General features: G+C 67.6%; 13 protein-coding genes. 1 reads left to right on the forward strand and 12 read right to left on the reverse strand.

What is annotated here, in order from left to right:
• Positions 1–2 precede the first annotated feature (2 nt).
• The 6 genes from M1203_RS03350 to M1203_RS03375 form a co-directional block, all read right to left on the reverse strand.
• Entirely contained in the window at positions 3–1,028 is a 1,026-nt protein-coding gene (locus tag M1203_RS03350; RefSeq protein ID WP_249947968.1) for an ABC transporter permease, read from the reverse strand.
• Positions 1,021–1,944: an ABC transporter permease gene (locus M1203_RS03355; protein ID WP_249947969.1), complete on the reverse strand. Its 924-nt coding sequence runs from the start codon at positions 1,942–1,944 to the stop codon at positions 1,021–1,023. Before M1203_RS03355 ends, M1203_RS03350 begins: the two co-directional genes overlap by 8 nt.
• A gap of 44 nt (positions 1,945–1,988) precedes the next feature.
• On the reverse strand, positions 1,989–3,614 hold the full coding sequence (locus tag M1203_RS03360; protein ID WP_249947970.1) for an ABC transporter substrate-binding protein: 1,626 nt from the start codon (positions 3,612–3,614) through the stop codon (positions 1,989–1,991).
• Between the two features lie 133 nt (positions 3,615–3,747).
• Positions 3,748–4,677 carry a GNAT family N-acetyltransferase gene (locus M1203_RS03365; protein WP_249947971.1) on the reverse strand — a complete coding sequence of 310 codons (930 nt, stop codon included), beginning with the start codon at positions 4,675–4,677 and terminating at the stop codon, positions 3,748–3,750.
• 62 nt (positions 4,678–4,739) lie between these two features.
• Positions 4,740–5,390, reverse strand: coding sequence for a hypothetical protein (locus M1203_RS03370; protein ID WP_249947972.1), 651 nt, complete (start codon positions 5,388–5,390; stop codon positions 4,740–4,742).
• Complete coding sequence (locus tag M1203_RS03375; RefSeq protein WP_249947973.1) at positions 5,383–5,931, reverse strand: SigE family RNA polymerase sigma factor; 549 nt, start codon at positions 5,929–5,931, stop codon at positions 5,383–5,385. The genes M1203_RS03370 and M1203_RS03375 overlap by 8 nt, the downstream gene beginning before the upstream one ends.
• Positions 5,932–6,047: 116 nt before the next feature.
• Between M1203_RS03375 and M1203_RS03380 the strand changes: the two genes are divergently transcribed.
• Entirely contained in the window at positions 6,048–6,830 is a 783-nt protein-coding gene (locus M1203_RS03380) for a hypothetical protein (RefSeq protein ID WP_249947974.1), read from the forward strand.
• Between the two features lie 127 nt (positions 6,831–6,957).
• On the opposite strand, the gene M1203_RS03385 is transcribed toward M1203_RS03380, so the two are convergent.
• The 6 genes from M1203_RS03385 to typA all read right to left on the reverse strand — a co-directional run bounded on the left by M1203_RS03385 (position 6,958) and on the right by typA (position 15,629).
• Positions 6,958–8,079 carry an ABC transporter ATP-binding protein gene (locus M1203_RS03385; protein WP_249947975.1) on the reverse strand — a complete coding sequence of 374 codons (1,122 nt, stop codon included), beginning with the start codon at positions 8,077–8,079 and terminating at the stop codon, positions 6,958–6,960.
• Between the two features lie 25 nt (positions 8,080–8,104).
• Entirely contained in the window at positions 8,105–9,166 is a 1,062-nt protein-coding gene (locus M1203_RS03390) for an ABC transporter ATP-binding protein (protein WP_249947976.1), read from the reverse strand.
• A 10-nt stretch (positions 9,167–9,176) separates the two neighbouring features.
• The gene (locus M1203_RS03395; RefSeq protein ID WP_249947977.1) at positions 9,177–10,154 is read right to left on the reverse strand and encodes an ABC transporter permease; all 978 of its coding nucleotides are present in this window, start codon (positions 10,152–10,154) and stop codon (positions 9,177–9,179) included.
• Positions 10,155–10,271: 117 nt separating this feature from the next.
• Entirely contained in the window at positions 10,272–12,074 is a 1,803-nt protein-coding gene (locus M1203_RS03400) for an ABC transporter substrate-binding protein (protein ID WP_249947978.1), read from the reverse strand.
• Positions 12,075–12,173: 99 nt separating this feature from the next.
• Positions 12,174–13,205, reverse strand: coding sequence for an ABC transporter permease (locus M1203_RS03405; protein WP_249947979.1), 1,032 nt, complete (start codon positions 13,203–13,205; stop codon positions 12,174–12,176).
• Positions 13,206–13,754: 549 nt separating this feature from the next.
• Positions 13,755–15,629, reverse strand: coding sequence for a translational GTPase TypA (gene typA / locus M1203_RS03410; RefSeq protein WP_249947980.1), 1,875 nt, complete (start codon positions 15,627–15,629; stop codon positions 13,755–13,757).
• Between the last annotated feature and the right edge of the window lie 205 nt (positions 15,630–15,834).

The raw sequence follows: 15,834 nt of genomic DNA on the forward strand, positions 1-15,834 counted from the left end.
CCTCAGCGCAGCTTGGGGTCGAGGGCGTCGCGTACCGCGTCGCCGAGCATGATGAACGCGAGCACGGTGATGGCCAGCGCGCCGGCCGGCCAGAGCAGCATGTGCGGGGAGTTGCGGATGTAGGGCGAGGCGTCGGAGATGTCGATCCCCCAGGAGACGGTCGGCGGTTTGAGGCCCACGCCGAGATACGAGAGGGTCGCCTCCAGCGCGATGAACGTACCGAGTGCGATCGTCGCCACGACGATCACGGGCGCGATGGCGTTGGGCAGGATGTGCCGCAGCATCATCCGGGGGCTGGAGGCGCCGAGCGCCCGCGCCGCCTGCACGAAGTCGTGCTGTTTGACGGTGATGACGGAGCCGCGCGCGATCCGGGAGATCTGCGGCCAGCCAAGCAGCACCATGAAGCCGATCACGGGCCAGACGGTGGAGCTGGTCACCACGGACAGCAGCACCAGACCGCCGAGTACCACCGGGATGCCGAAGAAGATATCGGTGATCCGGGAGAGGATCGCGTCCCAGAACCCGCCGAAGAAGCCGGCCAGACCGCCGAGGACCGAGCCAACGATTGCGACCCCGAGGCTGGCGAGGACGCCGACGACGACCGAGGTCCTGGCGCCGTAGACGGTACGGGTGTAGACGTCGCAGCCCTGCCCGTTGAAGCCGAAGGGATGGCCGGGCCGGGAGCCGTCCTGAGCCCTGGCGAGATCGCAGGAGAGCGGGTTGCCGGCGGTGATCAGCGACGGCCAGATCGAGATGATCACCAGAAAGACGATGACGAGCGCCGAGAGGACGAAGACGGGGTTACGGCGCAGATCGCGCCAGGCGTCCGCCCAGAGGCCGCGCGGCCGGCCCGTGGACGCGTCTCCCGCGCCCCCGCCGGAGCCGCCGCCGGGGCCCGGTCCGGGCCCGGCCGGGCGCTGTTCCAGCGTGCCTCCCTCGCTGGTCGCGAGGTCCATCCCGCCGCCCGCGCCGGTCGCCGCGATGGCTCCGCCGTTGTCGCCGGTGGGTGGGGACTGCGGCTCAGGCATAGCGGATCCTCGGGTCGAGAACGGCGTAGAGGAGGTCGACCAGCAGATTCGCCACCAGGAAGACGATGACCAGCACGGTCACGAAGCCGACGACGGTCTGGGTGTTCTGGCGCAGGATGCCCTGGTAGAGCTGGAATCCGACGCCGTGGATATTGAAGATCCGCTCGGTGACGATGGCACCGCCCATGAGCGCGCCGATGTCCGTACCGATGAAGGTGACCACCGGGATCAGCGAGTTGCGCAGCAGATGACGGGTGATCACCCGGTGCCGGGGCAGACCCTTGGCGACCGCGGTACGGACATAGTCGGAGCGGGCGTTCTCGGCGATCGAGGTCCGGGTCAGCCGGGTGACATAGGCCAGGGAGACGGACGCGAGCACCAGCCCCGGCAGGATCAGCTCGTCCAGCGGGGCCGCGGGGGAGACCGAAGGCCGGACGAGATGCCAGTTCACACCGAACACCAGTTGCGCCAGCAGACCGGTGACAAAGGTCGGTACGGCGATGACCACCAGCGTCAGCAGCAGGACGGAGGTGTCCACCGGGCGGCCCCGGCGCAGCCCGGTGACCACGCCGAAGGCGATCCCGATGACGACCTCGAAGACGATGGCCACGATCGTCAGCCGGATGGTGACCGGAAAGGCCGAGGCCATCAGGTCGATGACCTTCTGCCCGTTGAAGGCGGTGCCGAAGTCGCCGGAGAAGACATGCCCCATATAGGTGAGGTATTGCTGCCACACCGGCTTGTCGAGGCCGAACTCCTGGCGCAGCCGTGCCTCGGTGGCGGGATCGCACTGCCGTTCCCCGCAGAGACCGGCGATGGGGTCGCCCATCACATTGACCATCAGGAAGATCAGCAGGGTGGCGCCGATGAAGACGGGGATCATCTGCAGCAGACGCCGGATCACATAACGTCCCATGGGGGCTCCGGGGTTCGTGGGAGGGCGCGGGCGGGCCCCGGGCGTCAGCTGACCCTGATCTCGTTGTAGACGGGGACGCTGAAGGGGTTCAGTGCGACATGGGAGACCCGGTCCGAGTAGCCGGCGCTGCCGTTCTGGTACCAGAGCGGGATGGCCGCCATCCGGTCCCGTACGACGCCCTCGGCCCGCTGGAACGTACGGATCGCCGCCTTCGTGTCCGGGTCGGCGTTGGCCTCGTTGATGAGCCGGTCGAACCGGGGATCGCTCCACTTGCCGTCGTTGGACGAGGCGTTGGTGTAGTAGAGCGGCTGGAGGAAGTTCTGGATCAGCGGGTAGTCCATCTGCCAGCCCGCCCGGAACGGCCCCCGCAGCTTCCGCTGGCCGATCCGGTTGCGGAAGTCGGCGAAGGTGCCGACCGGGCTGCCGGCGCACGCCTTGTCGTTGCCGAGCGCGTTGTTGATGCTGTTGCAGACCGCGTCGACCCACTCCTTGTGGGAGCCCGTGTCGGCGTTGTACGTGATCGTCAGCCGGCCGTGCGGGATGCCGCCGCCCTGCTTGATCAGCTTCTTCGCCGCGGGGGCGTCGTACGCGCAGGCCCGGCCGCAGAGCCCGGCCAGGAAGCCGCCGTCCGCGCCGAGGACCGGGGAGGTCCAGTCGGTCGCCGGGGTGCGGGTCCTGCGGAAGATCATGTCGGTGATCTGTCCGCGGTTGATCGCCATGGAGAGCCCGGTGCGTACCTTGGCGGCCCCCTCGGTGTTCCACTCCTTGTCGTAGTACGGGAAGGCGAGGGTCTGGATGATGCCGGCCGGGCTGTTGATGTAGCGGCCGTCGAGGTCGGAGCGCACGTTCTTGAGCTGTGAGGCGGGGACGTCGTCGACCAGATCGAGGTTTCCGGCGACCAGATCGGTGTAGGCGGTGTTGCTGTCGGTGTAGACCACGAGATCCACCCCGCCGTTGCGCGGCCGGTCGGCGCCCGGGTACCCCTGCCAGGTGCGCAGGGACATCTGGGAGCCCTTGGTGTAGTTCTCCACCGTGTACGGGCCGTTGCCGACGGGCTTGGCGAGCCAGGCGGCGTGGTGGTCGTAGAACGCCCTGGGCAGCGGCGCGAACGCCGCGTATCCCAGGGTGTCCGGCCAGGTGGAGAAGCGCTGCGAGAGCTTGACGGTGAACGTCCTGGGCCCGGTGACCTTCAGCCCCGACAGCGTCCGGGCGGTGGGCCGCCCCGAGGCCGGGTGGACCTTGTCGTATCCGTCGATGTACTGGAAGAAGTAGGCGTTCTTCTGGTTGTTGTCGAGGTACGCCCCGTAGTTCCAGGCGTCCACGAAGGACTTCGCGGTGACCTTCTCGCCGTCGCTGAAGGTCCAGCCGTCCTTGACGGTGACCGTGAAATGGGTCGAGTCCGTCGTGTCGATCTTCTCGGCGAGGGCGTTCTCGGCCTTGCCGGTCTTCGGGTTGTACCGCTTGAGCCCCCGGAAGACCATGTCGAGGACCTTGCCGCCCTGGACCTCATTGGTGTTCGCGGGCTCCAGCGGATTCTGCGGATCACCCCAGGAGGAACGCACCACACCGTTGGGCCCACCGATGACGTCGGACGCCCCGCCACAGCCCGACGCGGTGAGGACGACAGCCACCGCGCAGGCGACCCGTCCGGTGTGTGCGGGTCCTCGCATGAAGTGTCTCCCTCATCAGACGCCTCTCCCACTCGCCCCCGAATACACCCCCTACAGTGATGAGTCGTGTCGTGATGGCGGCTGTAGGCGCGGTCCCGGAACGCGAACGCCCCATCGGAACCACTCGCCCGGGTCACACCGGAAGAGTGACCTCCCAGGTGTCCACGGCGAAGTGCACCCGCATGCCGTTGTCCTCGTACAGCTTCAGCGCGCCCGTGGCATTCCGCGTATCCACCCCGAGCCCGACGGTCTCGCGGCCAAGAGCGGCGAAGGACGCGAAGGAATGACGCAGCAGATAGCCTCCGAGCCCCCGGCCACGGGCCTCCTTGACCACCCCGATCATGCTGATCCAGCCCTTGGACACCCGGTCGTTACGGCTGACGAGGACTCCGGCGTCACCGAGCCCCTCGACGGTGGCGATCCGGACCAGCGACCAGTCGAGCCGGTCGCCCTCCCGGTCGTCCAGCCACTGCTGGTAGGTACGGGGCTGGTGGTCGAAGTGGTCGGCGAAGGTCCGCTCGCACAGCTCGTACGCCAGCCGGCGGTCCGCCTCCGCGACACAGTCCCGCAGGGTCACCCCGGGCGGCGCCACGGGCACGGGCGTGGCCTCCCGGGACACCTCACGGACCATCACCTGATACCGGCGCACACGCCCCCAGCCGCGGTTCTCGATGATCGCGGTGTCGAGGGTGGGCTCGGTATGGAGCTGCATATGGACGACGGCCCGGCCGGCGCCGTTCTCCCCGGCCCGCTCGACGGCACGGGCCTCCATCAGCTCGAACAGTCGGACCGCCGCGTCATGACGGTCCGGCAGCACATAGTGATCCATATCGATGCGCTCGGCGCCCGAGTCGTCCCAGAGCAGTCCGTACCCGACGAGCCGGTCGCTCTCGTACACCAGCCAGGAGTCCCGCGCGAGCCGCACCTCGGGGTGGCGGAGGTCGGCCTCCACCTCGTTGAGACCGGTCTCGGGCCTCCCGATCTCGACGGTGTCGATGGCGTTCAGCAGCTCACAGATCGCGGGGGCGTCGTCGAGCGTGGCGGGCCGTATGAAAAGGGACATGGAGGCTACTTTCCGGTGGGGGCACCCGTCGCGCAACGGCTTTTCCCCGAGCGGATCGGGCATCACTCCCAGGTGCTCTGCACCTCCACGACAGAGGTCCAGGTCCTGCCGTGCTCCACGGAGACCCGTAGCCACTGACCGCCCTTCGAGGCATTGCCGGCGTAGTAGGCGTCCTTGCCCTCGCCGTACTGCTTCAGACCACAGGCGGCGATGGAGTCGCGGAGCGCCGCCAGGTCCTCGGCCGCCTGGTCGGCGTCGTCGTACTCGATGACACGATGCCGGGCCAGAGCCGTGCCGGTACCGTCGTACGCGGCGCTGTACCGGAACTGCTCGATCATCTCCACGTTGGGCGGCGGCAGCGTGTATGGACAGGCGTCGGAGAAGCCGACGAGCGGAAGTGCGTCGAAGAAGGCATCGCTGTCCTTCTTCCAGTGATACGTACCGAACAACGGCACGTCCCGGCCGTCCATTGTCTCGACCACGCCGTTCTTCTTGTACGGATTCGCCTCCGCGGGCGGAGCCGCCGGCCGTACCTCGTCGCCCCCCGGCCCCGGCTGCAGCACCCATGACCCGCCCGCTATCACCACCGCCGCGACCGCCGTCACCGCGCTCAGCCGCCTGCGGGCCCGGCGCCGCGAGCCCCGGGCCCTGATCTCGGCGGCGCTCGGCATCCGTATGGCCACATCGTCCAGTACCTCTTCGACCTCAGCCATGGCTGACAACCCCCTCGCGCAGAACACTTGAACCGGAAGTGGAACTGGAACTGGAACTGGAATCTGCCAACCGCTCGCCGAGGATCTTTCTGGCCCGGCTCAGCCGGGTCCGTACCGCACCGTTCGAGACGCCGGTCTCCCGCGCCACCTGATCCACCGGCAGATCCAGCAGATGGTGCAGCACCACCGCCCGTCGCTGATCCGGGCTCAGCTCCCGCAGCGCCGCGACCAGCGCGACCCGGTCCGCGGAAAGCCCCGGGACATCCGCCTGCGGACCATGCAGCAGATGCGCCCGCAGCCGACTGCGCGTCCTGCGCCAGGTGCTGATCGCCAGCCGCATCGCGACCGTCCGCACCCATGGCAGCGGATCACCCTCGCGCGTCAGCTTCGACCAGCGCTGCCACGCCCTCACATAGGCTTCCTGAACAGCGTCCTCGGCCTCCGCCAGATCTCCTGTCATCGCGTAGACCGCGGCGACCAGACGCCGTGCCGTGGTGGCGTAGAACGCGTCGAACTCCTCCGACCTGTCGAGTCTTTCCATCCTGTCCGGCATATTTCCCCCCGCTCCCACTCCCTCGTCCGCTCTTCCCTCTCGCTAGGAACACGCTTCGGCCCGGCCGGATGTTACGCGCGACTTCCGCGTGCGAGGGTGGCCCCATGACCGAGCCCGGGGTGACGCGACTTCTCGACCGATTCATGGCGGACGTCTCCGCCGCCGTGCCGCTCGTCGCCCTGTGGGCGCACGGATCACTGGCCTTCGGGGACTTCCAGCCGGGCCGCAGCGATCTCGATCTGGTGGCCCTCGTCGGCGCCGAGCCGACGGACGCGCAGCGGGAGCGGCTGCGGGCGCTCCATCAACTGCTGTTCGCCGAGGCGCCGTTCGCCGACAAGCTGCACTGCACCTATCTGCCCCGGCAGGGCGCCGGGGACGCCGGGCGTGCCCATCCGACCTGGGCGCTCGGCGAGTGGTTCGAGCGGCCCGTGAGCCCGGTGGGGCGGCGTGAACTGACCACCGGCGCGCTGGTGTTGACGGGGCCCTCCCCCGTCGGCGAGCTGCCCGGGGTGAGTGACGCGGAGCTGACGGACTTCATCCGCCGCGATCTGCGCGACTACTGGCTGCCCGTGACCGCCAAGCCGGAGCTCTGGGTCCATGACGCCTGGGTGGACGCGGCCATGCTGACGTTCGCGCGCGCCTCCGTGACATTGCGCGACGGCCGGCTGGTCACCAAGCGGGAGGCGCTGGAGGAGCTGCGTGCCCAGGGCGCGCCCGCGGCGGTCATCGAGGACATCCACCGACGCCGGTACGGGACCGCGGACGGTCCGGGCACCGAGGAGTGGCTCCACCGGCGCGGGGAGCTGGCGCGCGCGTTCGTCCGCGCCGGGATCGAGGCGACCACGGGATCGCCCGTATCACCGCACCGGCCGCCGGAACCCGCGTAACAAGGCCCGCGCGGCACGAAGGCCCGCGCAGCACGAGGGCCCGCGCAGCACGAGGGCCCGCGCAGCACGAGGGCCCGCGGCCGAGGCATTCCTCGGGCGCGGGCCCCGTCCACGACTGATCGTCGGCTCAGTCGTTCAGTTCCTTCTCCATGGCCACCAGCGCCGGGTCGAGTACGACATCCTCCTCGCGCGCCACGGTGGTCGGCTCCTCCGGGAAGTGGCAGGCCGTCAGATGCCCGTCCGCGCTGCCCGAGATCTGCAGCAGCGGCGGCTCTTCGGTGGCGCACTTGTCCTGCGCCTTCCAGCAGCGGGTACGGAACCGGCAGCCGGACGGCGGCATGATCGGCGAGGGAACGTCGCCGGCCAGCCGGATCCGTTCCTTCTTGTCGAGGTCGATGTCCGCCTCGGGCACCGCGGAGAGCAGCGCGTGGGTGTACGGGTGGCGGGGGCGGTTGTACAGCGAGTCGCGGTCCGCGACCTCCACCACCTTGCCCAGGTACATCACCGCGACGCGCTCCGAGAAGTGCCGCACGATCGCCAGGTCATGGGCGATGAAGACGAAGGCGATCCCCAGGTCGCGCTGGAGTTCCTGGAGCAGGTTGACGACCTGCGCCTGGATGGAGACGTCGAGGGCCGAGACCGGCTCGTCCGCCACGATCAGCTTCGGCTCCAGCGCGAGCGCGCGGGCGACGCCGATGCGCTGGCGCTGGCCGCCGGAGAACTCGTGCGGGAAGCGGTTGTAGTGCTCCGGGTTGAGACCGACGATCTCCAGCAGCTCACGCACCCGGGCCTCACGGCCACCGGCGGGCTTGATGCCGTTGATCTCCATCGGGCTGGAGATGATCGTGCCGACGGTCTGCCGCGGGTTCAGCGAGGCGTACGGGTCCTGGAAGATCATCTGGATCTCGGACCGGATCGGCGCCAGCTGCTTGCGGTTGGCCCGGGTGATGTCCTTGCCGTTGTACGTGATCGTGCCGCCGGTCGGCTCCAGCAGCCGGGTCAGCAGCCGGCCCGTGGTCGACTTACCGCAGCCCGACTCACCGACCAGGCCCAGGCTCTCGCCCGGGTAGACGCTCAGGGACACGCCGTCGACAGCCTGGACCGCGCCGACCCGCCGTTTGATGGGGAAGCCGCCGAAGATCGGGAAGTGCTTGGTCAGGCCCTTCACTTCGAGCAAGGGCTCGATCGACGGGTCGCGCTGCGGCGGAACCGCGTCCGCGACGGTGGTGTTGGTGTTGTTCTCGCTCATGGTCATAGCCCCAGTCGCTGGTACATCAGCCCAGCCGGGGCTGAATCTTCTCGATGAAAACCTGCTGCTTGCGGTCCGCCGGCAGATGGCACGCGGAGCCACGTCCCTCGGGCAGCAGCGGACGCTCGTGCGTGCAGCGGCCACCGTCGACCAGGTCGACATAGTCGCACCGCGGGTTGAACGCGCAGCCGGTGGGCGGGTTCAACAGGCTGGGCGGGGTGCCCGGGATGGGCCGCAGCGGCTCACTCACATCGGAGGAGAGTCGCGGCATCGAGCCGAGCAGACCCCAGGTGTACGGGTGCTCCGGCTGCTTGAGGACCTCACGGACGGAGCCGCGCTCCACGGCCCGGCCCGCGTACATCACCAGCAGGTCGTCGGCGACATTGGCGACCACGCCGAGGTCATGGGTGATCAGGATGATCGCGGAGCCGAACTCCTGCTGGAGATCCTTGAGCAGGTCGAGGATCTGCGCCTGGACGGTGACGTCCAGAGCCGTGGTCGGCTCGTCGGCGATCAGCAGCTCGGGGTTGCACACCAGCGACATGGCGATCATGGCGCGCTGCCGCATACCGCCGGAGAACTGGTGCGGGTAGTCGTCGACCCGGTTCTTGGGGTCGGGGATACCGACCTTGCCCAGCATCTCGATGGCCCGCGCGCGGGCCTCCTTCTTACTGGCGCCGGTGTGCTTCATGAACGGTTCGGCGATCTGCCGGCCGACGGTGTAGTACGGCGACAGGGCGGTCAGCGCGTCCTGGAAGATCATCGCCATCTTGTTGCCGCGGAGCCGTTCGAGCTCCTTGGACGAGACATCCGTGAGGTCCTGGCCGTCCAGCAGGATCTCACCGGTGATCTCGGTGGACTGCGGGTTGTGCAGCCCCAGGATGGACAGGTTGGTCACGGACTTGCCGGAGCCCGACTCCCCGACGATGCCGAGCGTCTTGCCGCGCGCCAAGTCGAAGGAGAGCCCGTCCACGGCCTTGACGATGCCGTCCTCGGTGGAGAAGTGGACGCGCAGGTCGCGCACCGACAGGAACGCGTCCGGCTCGGTCGGGGCCGGGGCATCCTCGGTCTTGGTGAGTGTGGTCACGGTCGTTCTCCTAGGACAGACGCACGCGCGGGTCGATAAGGGCGTACATCGCGTCCACGATGACGTTGAACAGAAGGATGAAGGCGGCGCTGACGATCATCACGCCCATGGTCAGCGGCAGGTCCTTGTTGAGGACCGAGTCACGGGCGAGCAGACCGATACCCGGCAGCCCGAAGGTGATCTCCGTGACCATCGCCCCGCCGAACAGCGCGCCGAGGTCCATACCGAGAATCGTGACGATGGGGATGAGCGAGCCGCGCCAGGCGTAGCGGAAGAAGACATAGCGGCTGGTCATGCCCTTGGCACGGGCCGCTCTGACATGTTCTTCCTGAAGCTGCTCGATCATGGTCGACCGTGACATACGGGTGTAGTTGGCGGTGAAGATCACCGACATCACGAACCAGGGGATCAGCAGGCCCATGAACCAGGCGCTCGGGCTCTCCGTGATGGGGACCCACTTCGGCTTGTCGAGCCATCCGGTGCTGTAGACGAAGAGTCCGAGGACGACCGGGCCGAGGAAGTAGATCTGGAGGGAGCTGAGCACCAGCGAGGCGGAGCTGAACGCCTTGTCGGTGGCGGTGCCCTTCTTCCACGCGGCCATCATGCCGGCGCCCAGGCCGACGATGAGGAAGACGATGAGGCCGCCGATGGAGAGGGAGAGCGTCAGCGGGAACCGGTCGACGATGGTGTCCCAGACCAGCTGCTGGTTGTTGAAGGAGATTCCGAAGCAGGGCGCCGAGCAGTGCCCGACCGCGAAGTCCCGGCCGGCGAAGATACCGACCATGAAGTCCCAGAACTGCACCGGCACCGGCTTGTCGAGGCCGAGGTTCTGGTGAATGACCGCCAGCGCGTCCGGAGTGCAGTTCTTTCCACACGCGAGCAGGGCCGGGTCCTGCGGGATGGCGAAGAACATGAAGAACGTGACGGCACTGATCAGAAAGAGGGTCAGGACTGCGCCGAACGTCCGGCGAAGGAGGAATTGAAGCATGGCTGGTCGCTGCTCTCAGGACGGCGGCTGTGAGGAGGGGGTCGAGAGGAGAGGATCGGCGGCCCGGAGGTGCGCACTCCGCCGTGTGCGCACCTCCGGGTCCTGCCTACGCGGTGCTTACTTCTTCAGGAACAGACGCGTGACGTCGACGTAGCTGGAGTCCGCGGAGTAGCGGATACCACCGACGTTGGAGCCGAAGATCTGGAACACCTTGGTGTAGTAGATCGGCGCGGCCGGGTTGATCCGCTCCACGATGTCGTGGTGGAGAGCGGTCCAGGCCTTCTGGGCCTCGGCCGGGTCCGTGATCTTCAGGATGCGGGCGATCTCAGCGTTGACCTTGGGGTCGTTGATGTGCGAGTAGATCGACGAGCCGTCCTGCAGCTGCGTACCGTCGTACAGCGGCGGGAAGACCGTGGAGGCGGACGGCCAGTCCTGGCCCCAGCCGGTCATGTAGAGGTCGAGACCGTTGTCGACCTTGCCGACCTGCTCGTACCAGGTGGCGGAGTCGATCTCCTTCTTGACGACCTCAAGACCGATGGCCTTCAGACGGTCGGCGATGACGACGGCCTGCTGCTGGCGGACCGGGGTGTTGCCGTACGCGTAGACGACCTTCTGGCCCTCGGCGCCGGCTTCCTTGATCAGCGACTTGGCCTTCTCAAGGTCACCGTTCGGCTTCTTCAGCTTGCCGAAGGGGTCGTAGCTCTTCTCGTAACCCGGGGTGGTCGGGGACATCAGACCGGTCGCGGTCTCACCGCCGTACGCACCACCGTCGAGCTTGTAGATCTGCGCGCTCGGCAGGGCGTAGGTGATGGCGTCCCGGACCTTCTTGTCCTTCATCCGGTCCAGGTTGAAGTTCAGCTGCCACACGTAGGGCGCGTAGCCCTGGATCGTGCGCTTCATCGCTTCGGGGTCTTCGACGACGTTGCGGACCTGGTTGGTGGAGACCTGGCCCGTGAACATCACGGTGTTCTTGGCCTCGCCGCGGTCGGCCAGCAGGGTCTTGGTCTGGTCGTCGTCGTCGTGGTTGTACTCGATGTTGAAGCCGTCGACGTACTGGTGCCGGACCGAGTCGCTGTTCGGGTCCCAGTTCGTGTTCTTGACGAGCTTCATCGACTTGCCCGGCTTGAACTCCGCGATCTTGTACGGGCCGGTCGCGACCGGGGCCGTGTCGTACTTCTCCTTGGTGTCCGTCTTCGCGGGCACCACCGAGTAGCCGGGCATCGCGAGCGCCTGCGGCAGGTCGGGCTGCGCGTCCTTGAACTTGAAGACGACCGTCTTGGCGTCGGGGGTCTCCAGGACCGAGTCGGGCAGGTGCTTGCCCTTGTACGGGCCGTCGGGCAGCGCCTTGCGGTACGTGGTGCCCGTGCCGGACAGCCACTGCTGGACGTAGGTCGGGCCGTCCGTGATGAACGGGGCGTACATCCGCTCGATGGTGTGGCGGATGTCGGCGGAGGTGATCGCGCCGCCGTTCTGGTCCTTCAGCCCGTCCTTGAGCGTGAAGGTCCAGGTCTTGCCGCCGTCGCTCGCCTTGCCGGAGTCGGTGGCCAGGTCGCCGACGAGGGTCTGCTTGCCCTCGTCGTCCTCCTGGTACTGGGTCAGACCGCGCTGGAGCAGGCGGCTGAGCAGCTTGCCGTCACTGACATAGATCTGGGCCGGGTCCAGGTGGGAGAAGTCGGACTCCTGGAAGACCGTCATGGTCCCGCCGGGCTGGGCCCCGGCGACCGCCTCGGCCGGACCGGTGGAGGCCTTCGCGTCGCCGTAGGTGACGGCCGCCGACTGCTTGGCGGCGTCCTCCTGCGTCTTGCTCTTGTCCTTGCTGTCACCGCTGCTGTTGTTGCCGCCACAGGCGGTCAGCGCCAGCGAGCCGGCCGCCAGGGCGACGACGACAGCACGTGTCTTGCGCGTGCCAAAGATGCTCATGGTGATGAGTACCTATCTGTCAGTAGTGATCCAACTGTGCTGCCTGGCGCATCCGGCATGGACCGGCGCCCGGGTGGCAGCTGTCCCCTCAGCTGAACGTCAGCGTCCGGACTTCGGGTCGAAGGCGTCCCGGACCGAGTCGCCCAGGAGGTTGAACGCCACGACGAAAATGACCATGGCGACACCCGGGAAGACCATGTAGGCGGGGTCCTGCTCGTAGATGTCCGCGCCTGTGGCGAACATCCGGCCCCAGTCCGGGGTGGGTTCGACGAAGCCGACACCCACGAAGGAGAGGAAGGCCACCGAGAGGATGGTGGACGGAAGCAGCAGCGTGGCCTGCACCAGGATCGGTGTGACCAGATTCGGCAGCAGTTCCTTGCGGATGATGCGCCAGGGTGAAGCACCCGCGATCTTGGCGGCCTCCACGAACTCCCGCTCGCGCAGGGAGAGGGTGGCGGCGCGGATCAACCGGGACAGGCCCATCCAGCCCAGGAACGAGAGAACCGCGATGATCGCTCCGGCACGGAGGGCCGTGGGGGTCTCCTCGTCCGGACGTACGAAGGCGGCGACGACCACCGGCATCGAGGCGATGAAGAACAACTGGCTGGGGAAACCCAGCAGGAAGTCCGTCAGCCGGCCCAGCCAGTAATCGACCTTGCCGCCGTAGTAACCACCCACGAGCCCGATCAGCACACCCACGACGACCATCAGGATGGTCGCCGCCAGGGCGGTGTAGATCGAGGTGCGCATGCCGTAGATCAGCTGCATGAACACATCGCGGCCGAGGTTGGGCTCGATACCGAACCAGTGATCGGCGGAAACCCCGCCGAAGGTGCCGGTCGGCATGTTGAACTCGTCGAGCAGATCAAGACTGTCCTGGCCGTACAGGGTGTACGCGTCCTTGCCGTACACCATCTTGATCACTGGCGCGAGGAGCGCGATCACGAAGAAGAAGATGACGACGACGGCGGCGACGACCCCGGTACGGTCACGCTTGAAGCGGCGCCACATCAACTGCCCGGGAGAGAGCCCGGTCAGCGTCTTGGCCTCCTGGGTCCCGTCCTTCGACCCGCCCTTGGCGTCGGGGACGGTGGACGCCTCGGCGCCCTCGGTCTGTACTGGACTTGTCACGATCGCTCGTCCCCCGTGGGGATCACTACCGCGCGCCCGACCCATTTGGTGCTGATTGCACCACGCATGGGGTCCTCCTCATGAGTCCACTTGTCACAACAAGAAGGGCACTGTCTACGCGCGCTGACACCCCTGACAGCACGTGTTTCCAAGTAACCCCGAAGTGTGCTCGTGAGCCCACGCCCCCCACAGCGCATGACCCATTGACCCGAGCTCAATGGCCAACTATTAAGTACGACCGGGCCGTAAACCACACTTAAAGGGTCTCGTTTTGGCAACATCGACACCCGTCGTCCGCCCGAAATCCGGACAAAGTTATCCCAGGCAGACACCCGCGAAACGGACCGTTAACACACCTTCCGGTGACCACCGGCCGATAATCGGACGCTGCCCGCAAAAACGAACTTGACGTCAAGCCGCCGCGAAGTCGTCGGAAATCGTCAGGCCCCTGAGCGGGTGAACGGGCGACGGCCCGGCCGCCGCGCATTCGCGGTGGCCGGGCCGTCGTACCGTCCGGGCGGGGGCGCCGTAACGCCCGCCCCCGTCGCGTCAGGCGTGCTTGGCGCGCGAGGCGGTACGGCCGCGCTGCTTCTGGTCCAGAACGACCTTGCGGATCCGGACCGTCTCCGGGGTGACCTCGATGCACTCGTCGTCGCGGCAGAACTCCAGGGACTGCTCCAGGGAGAGCTTCCGCGCCGGCACCACGTTCTCCGTGGTGTCCGCGGAGGCGGCGCGCATGTTGGTGAGCTTCTTCTCCTTGGTGATGTTCACGTCCATGTCGTCGGCGCGTGAGTTCTCACCGACGATCATGCCCTCGTACACCTCGGTGCCGGCCTCGGTGAAGATGACACCGCGCTCCTGGAGGTTGACCATCGCGAACGGCGTCACCGAGCCCGCACGGTCCGCCACCAGCGAGCCGTTGTGACGGGTGCGCAGCTCGCCGAACCACGGCTCGTGGCCCTCGAAGATCGAGTGGGCGATGCCCGTACCGCGCGTCTGGGTCAGGAACTCCGTACGGAAGCCGATGAGTCCGCGTGACGGAACGATCCACTCCATGCGGATCCAGCCCGAACCGTGGTTGGTCATGGTCTCCATACGGCCCTTGCGGGTCGCCATCAGCTGCGTGATGGCGCCGAGGTGCTCCTCGGGGGAGTCGATCGTCATGCGCTCGATCGGCTCGTGCGTCTTGCCGTCGACCTGCTTGGTGACCACCTCGGGCTTGCCGACGGTCAGTTCGAAGCCCTCGCGGCGCATCTGCTCGACGAGGATCGCCAGCGCCAGCTCGCCGCGGCCCTGGACCTCCCAGGCGTCGGGGCGCTCGGTGTCCAGGACACGGAGCGAGACGTTACCGATCAGTTCGCGGTCGAGACGGTCCTTGACCTGGCGGGCGGTGACCTTGTGGCCCTTGCCGCCCTTGCCGACCAGCGGCGAGGTGTTCGTACCGATGGTCATCGAGATCGCCGGCTCGTCGACCGTGATCAGCGGCAGCGCGATCGGGTTCTCCGGGTCGGCCAGGGTCTCGCCGATCATGATGTCCGGGATACCGGCGATGGCGCAGATGTCACCGGGGCCGGCCTTCTCGGCCGGCTTGCGGGTGAGCGCCTCGGTCATCAGCAGCTCGGTGATCCGGACGTTGGACTTCGTACCGTCACGCTTGATCCAGGTGACGGTCTGGCCCTTCTTCAGCTCACCCTGCTCGACGCGGCACAGCGCGATACGGCCGAGGAAGTTGTCGGCGTCGAGGTTGGTGACATGCGCCTGGAGCGGCGCCTCCTCGTCGTACTCCGGAGCCGGTACGTGCGACAGGATCGTGCTGAAGAACGGCTCCAGGCTGTCGCTGTCGGCCGGGACCGTACCGTCCTCCGGCTTGGTCAGCGAGGCGACGCCGTCCCGCGCGCAGGCGTAGACGATCGGGAACTCGATCTGCTCCTCGGTCGCGTCCAGGTCCAGGAAGAGGTCGTACGTCTCGTCGACGACCTCGGCGATCCGGGAGTCCGGGCGGTCCGTCTTGTTGATACAGAGGATGACCGGCATCTTCGCCTGGAGCGCCTTGCGGAGCACGAAGCGGGTCTGCGGAAGCGGGCCTTCCGAGGCGTCGACGAGGAGCACGACGGCGTCGACCATCGACAGCCCGCGCTCCACCTCGCCGCCGAAGTCGGCGTGGCCCGGGGTGTCGATGATGTTGATCGTGATGGGGTCGCCACCCGTCTTCGGGTGGTACTTCACGGCCGTGTTCTTGGCCAGGATCGTGATGCCCTTCTCACGCTCCAGGTCGTTCGAGTCCATCATCCGGTCGTCGAGGTGCTCGGCGGCGTGCGCGGCGAAGGCACCGGCCTGCTTCAGCATGGCGTCGACCAGAGTGGTCTTGCCATGGTCGACGTGGGCGACGATGGCGACGTTACGGATGTCGTGGCGCGTGGGCATGCTGGCTGGCGCTTCTCTCGATCGTGGGATGCGGCGTTGTGGTACCTCGTACGCCCGCCGGGCGGACACGCCACGGCTTCTCCCATGGTACGGGGCCGAGGCGTCGCGGGCTTCCCGGCCCGATCGGAGAGGCCGAAATCACGGTGTGCGGGCGCTGGACAGGCGCTGTACGGGCGCCGTGCCGACGCCCTACGGACGCTGTGCT

This window comes from Streptomyces sp. 35G-GA-8 (assembly GCF_023534745.1).
GTDB lineage: Bacteria > Actinomycetota > Actinomycetes > Streptomycetales > Streptomycetaceae > Streptomyces.

Excerpts from the sequence above, each read along its gene's own strand:
- M1203_RS03350 (WP_249947968.1), bottom strand. The coding sequence starts at position 1,028 with ATGCCTGAGCCGCAGTCCCCACCCACCGGCGACAACGGCGGAGCCATC.
- M1203_RS03355 (WP_249947969.1), bottom strand. The coding sequence starts at position 1,944 with ATGGGACGTTATGTGATCCGGCGTCTGCTGCAGATGATCCCCGTCTTC.
- M1203_RS03360 (WP_249947970.1), bottom strand. The coding sequence starts at position 3,614 with ATGCGAGGACCCGCACACACCGGACGGGTCGCCTGCGCGGTGGCTGTC.
- M1203_RS03365 (WP_249947971.1), bottom strand. The coding sequence starts at position 4,677 with ATGTCCCTTTTCATACGGCCCGCCACGCTCGACGACGCCCCCGCGATC.
- M1203_RS03370 (WP_249947972.1), bottom strand. The coding sequence starts at position 5,390 with ATGGCTGAGGTCGAAGAGGTACTGGACGATGTGGCCATACGGATGCCG.
- M1203_RS03375 (WP_249947973.1), bottom strand. The coding sequence starts at position 5,931 with ATGGAAAGACTCGACAGGTCGGAGGAGTTCGACGCGTTCTACGCCACC.
- M1203_RS03380 (WP_249947974.1), top strand. The coding sequence starts at position 6,048 with ATGACCGAGCCCGGGGTGACGCGACTTCTCGACCGATTCATGGCGGAC.
- M1203_RS03385 (WP_249947975.1), bottom strand. The coding sequence starts at position 8,079 with ATGAGCGAGAACAACACCAACACCACCGTCGCGGACGCGGTTCCGCCG.
- M1203_RS03395 (WP_249947977.1), bottom strand. The coding sequence starts at position 10,154 with ATGCTTCAATTCCTCCTTCGCCGGACGTTCGGCGCAGTCCTGACCCTC.
- M1203_RS03400 (WP_249947978.1), bottom strand. The coding sequence starts at position 12,074 with ATGAGCATCTTTGGCACGCGCAAGACACGTGCTGTCGTCGTCGCCCTG.
- typA (WP_249947980.1), bottom strand. The coding sequence starts at position 15,629 with ATGCCCACGCGCCACGACATCCGTAACGTCGCCATCGTCGCCCACGTC.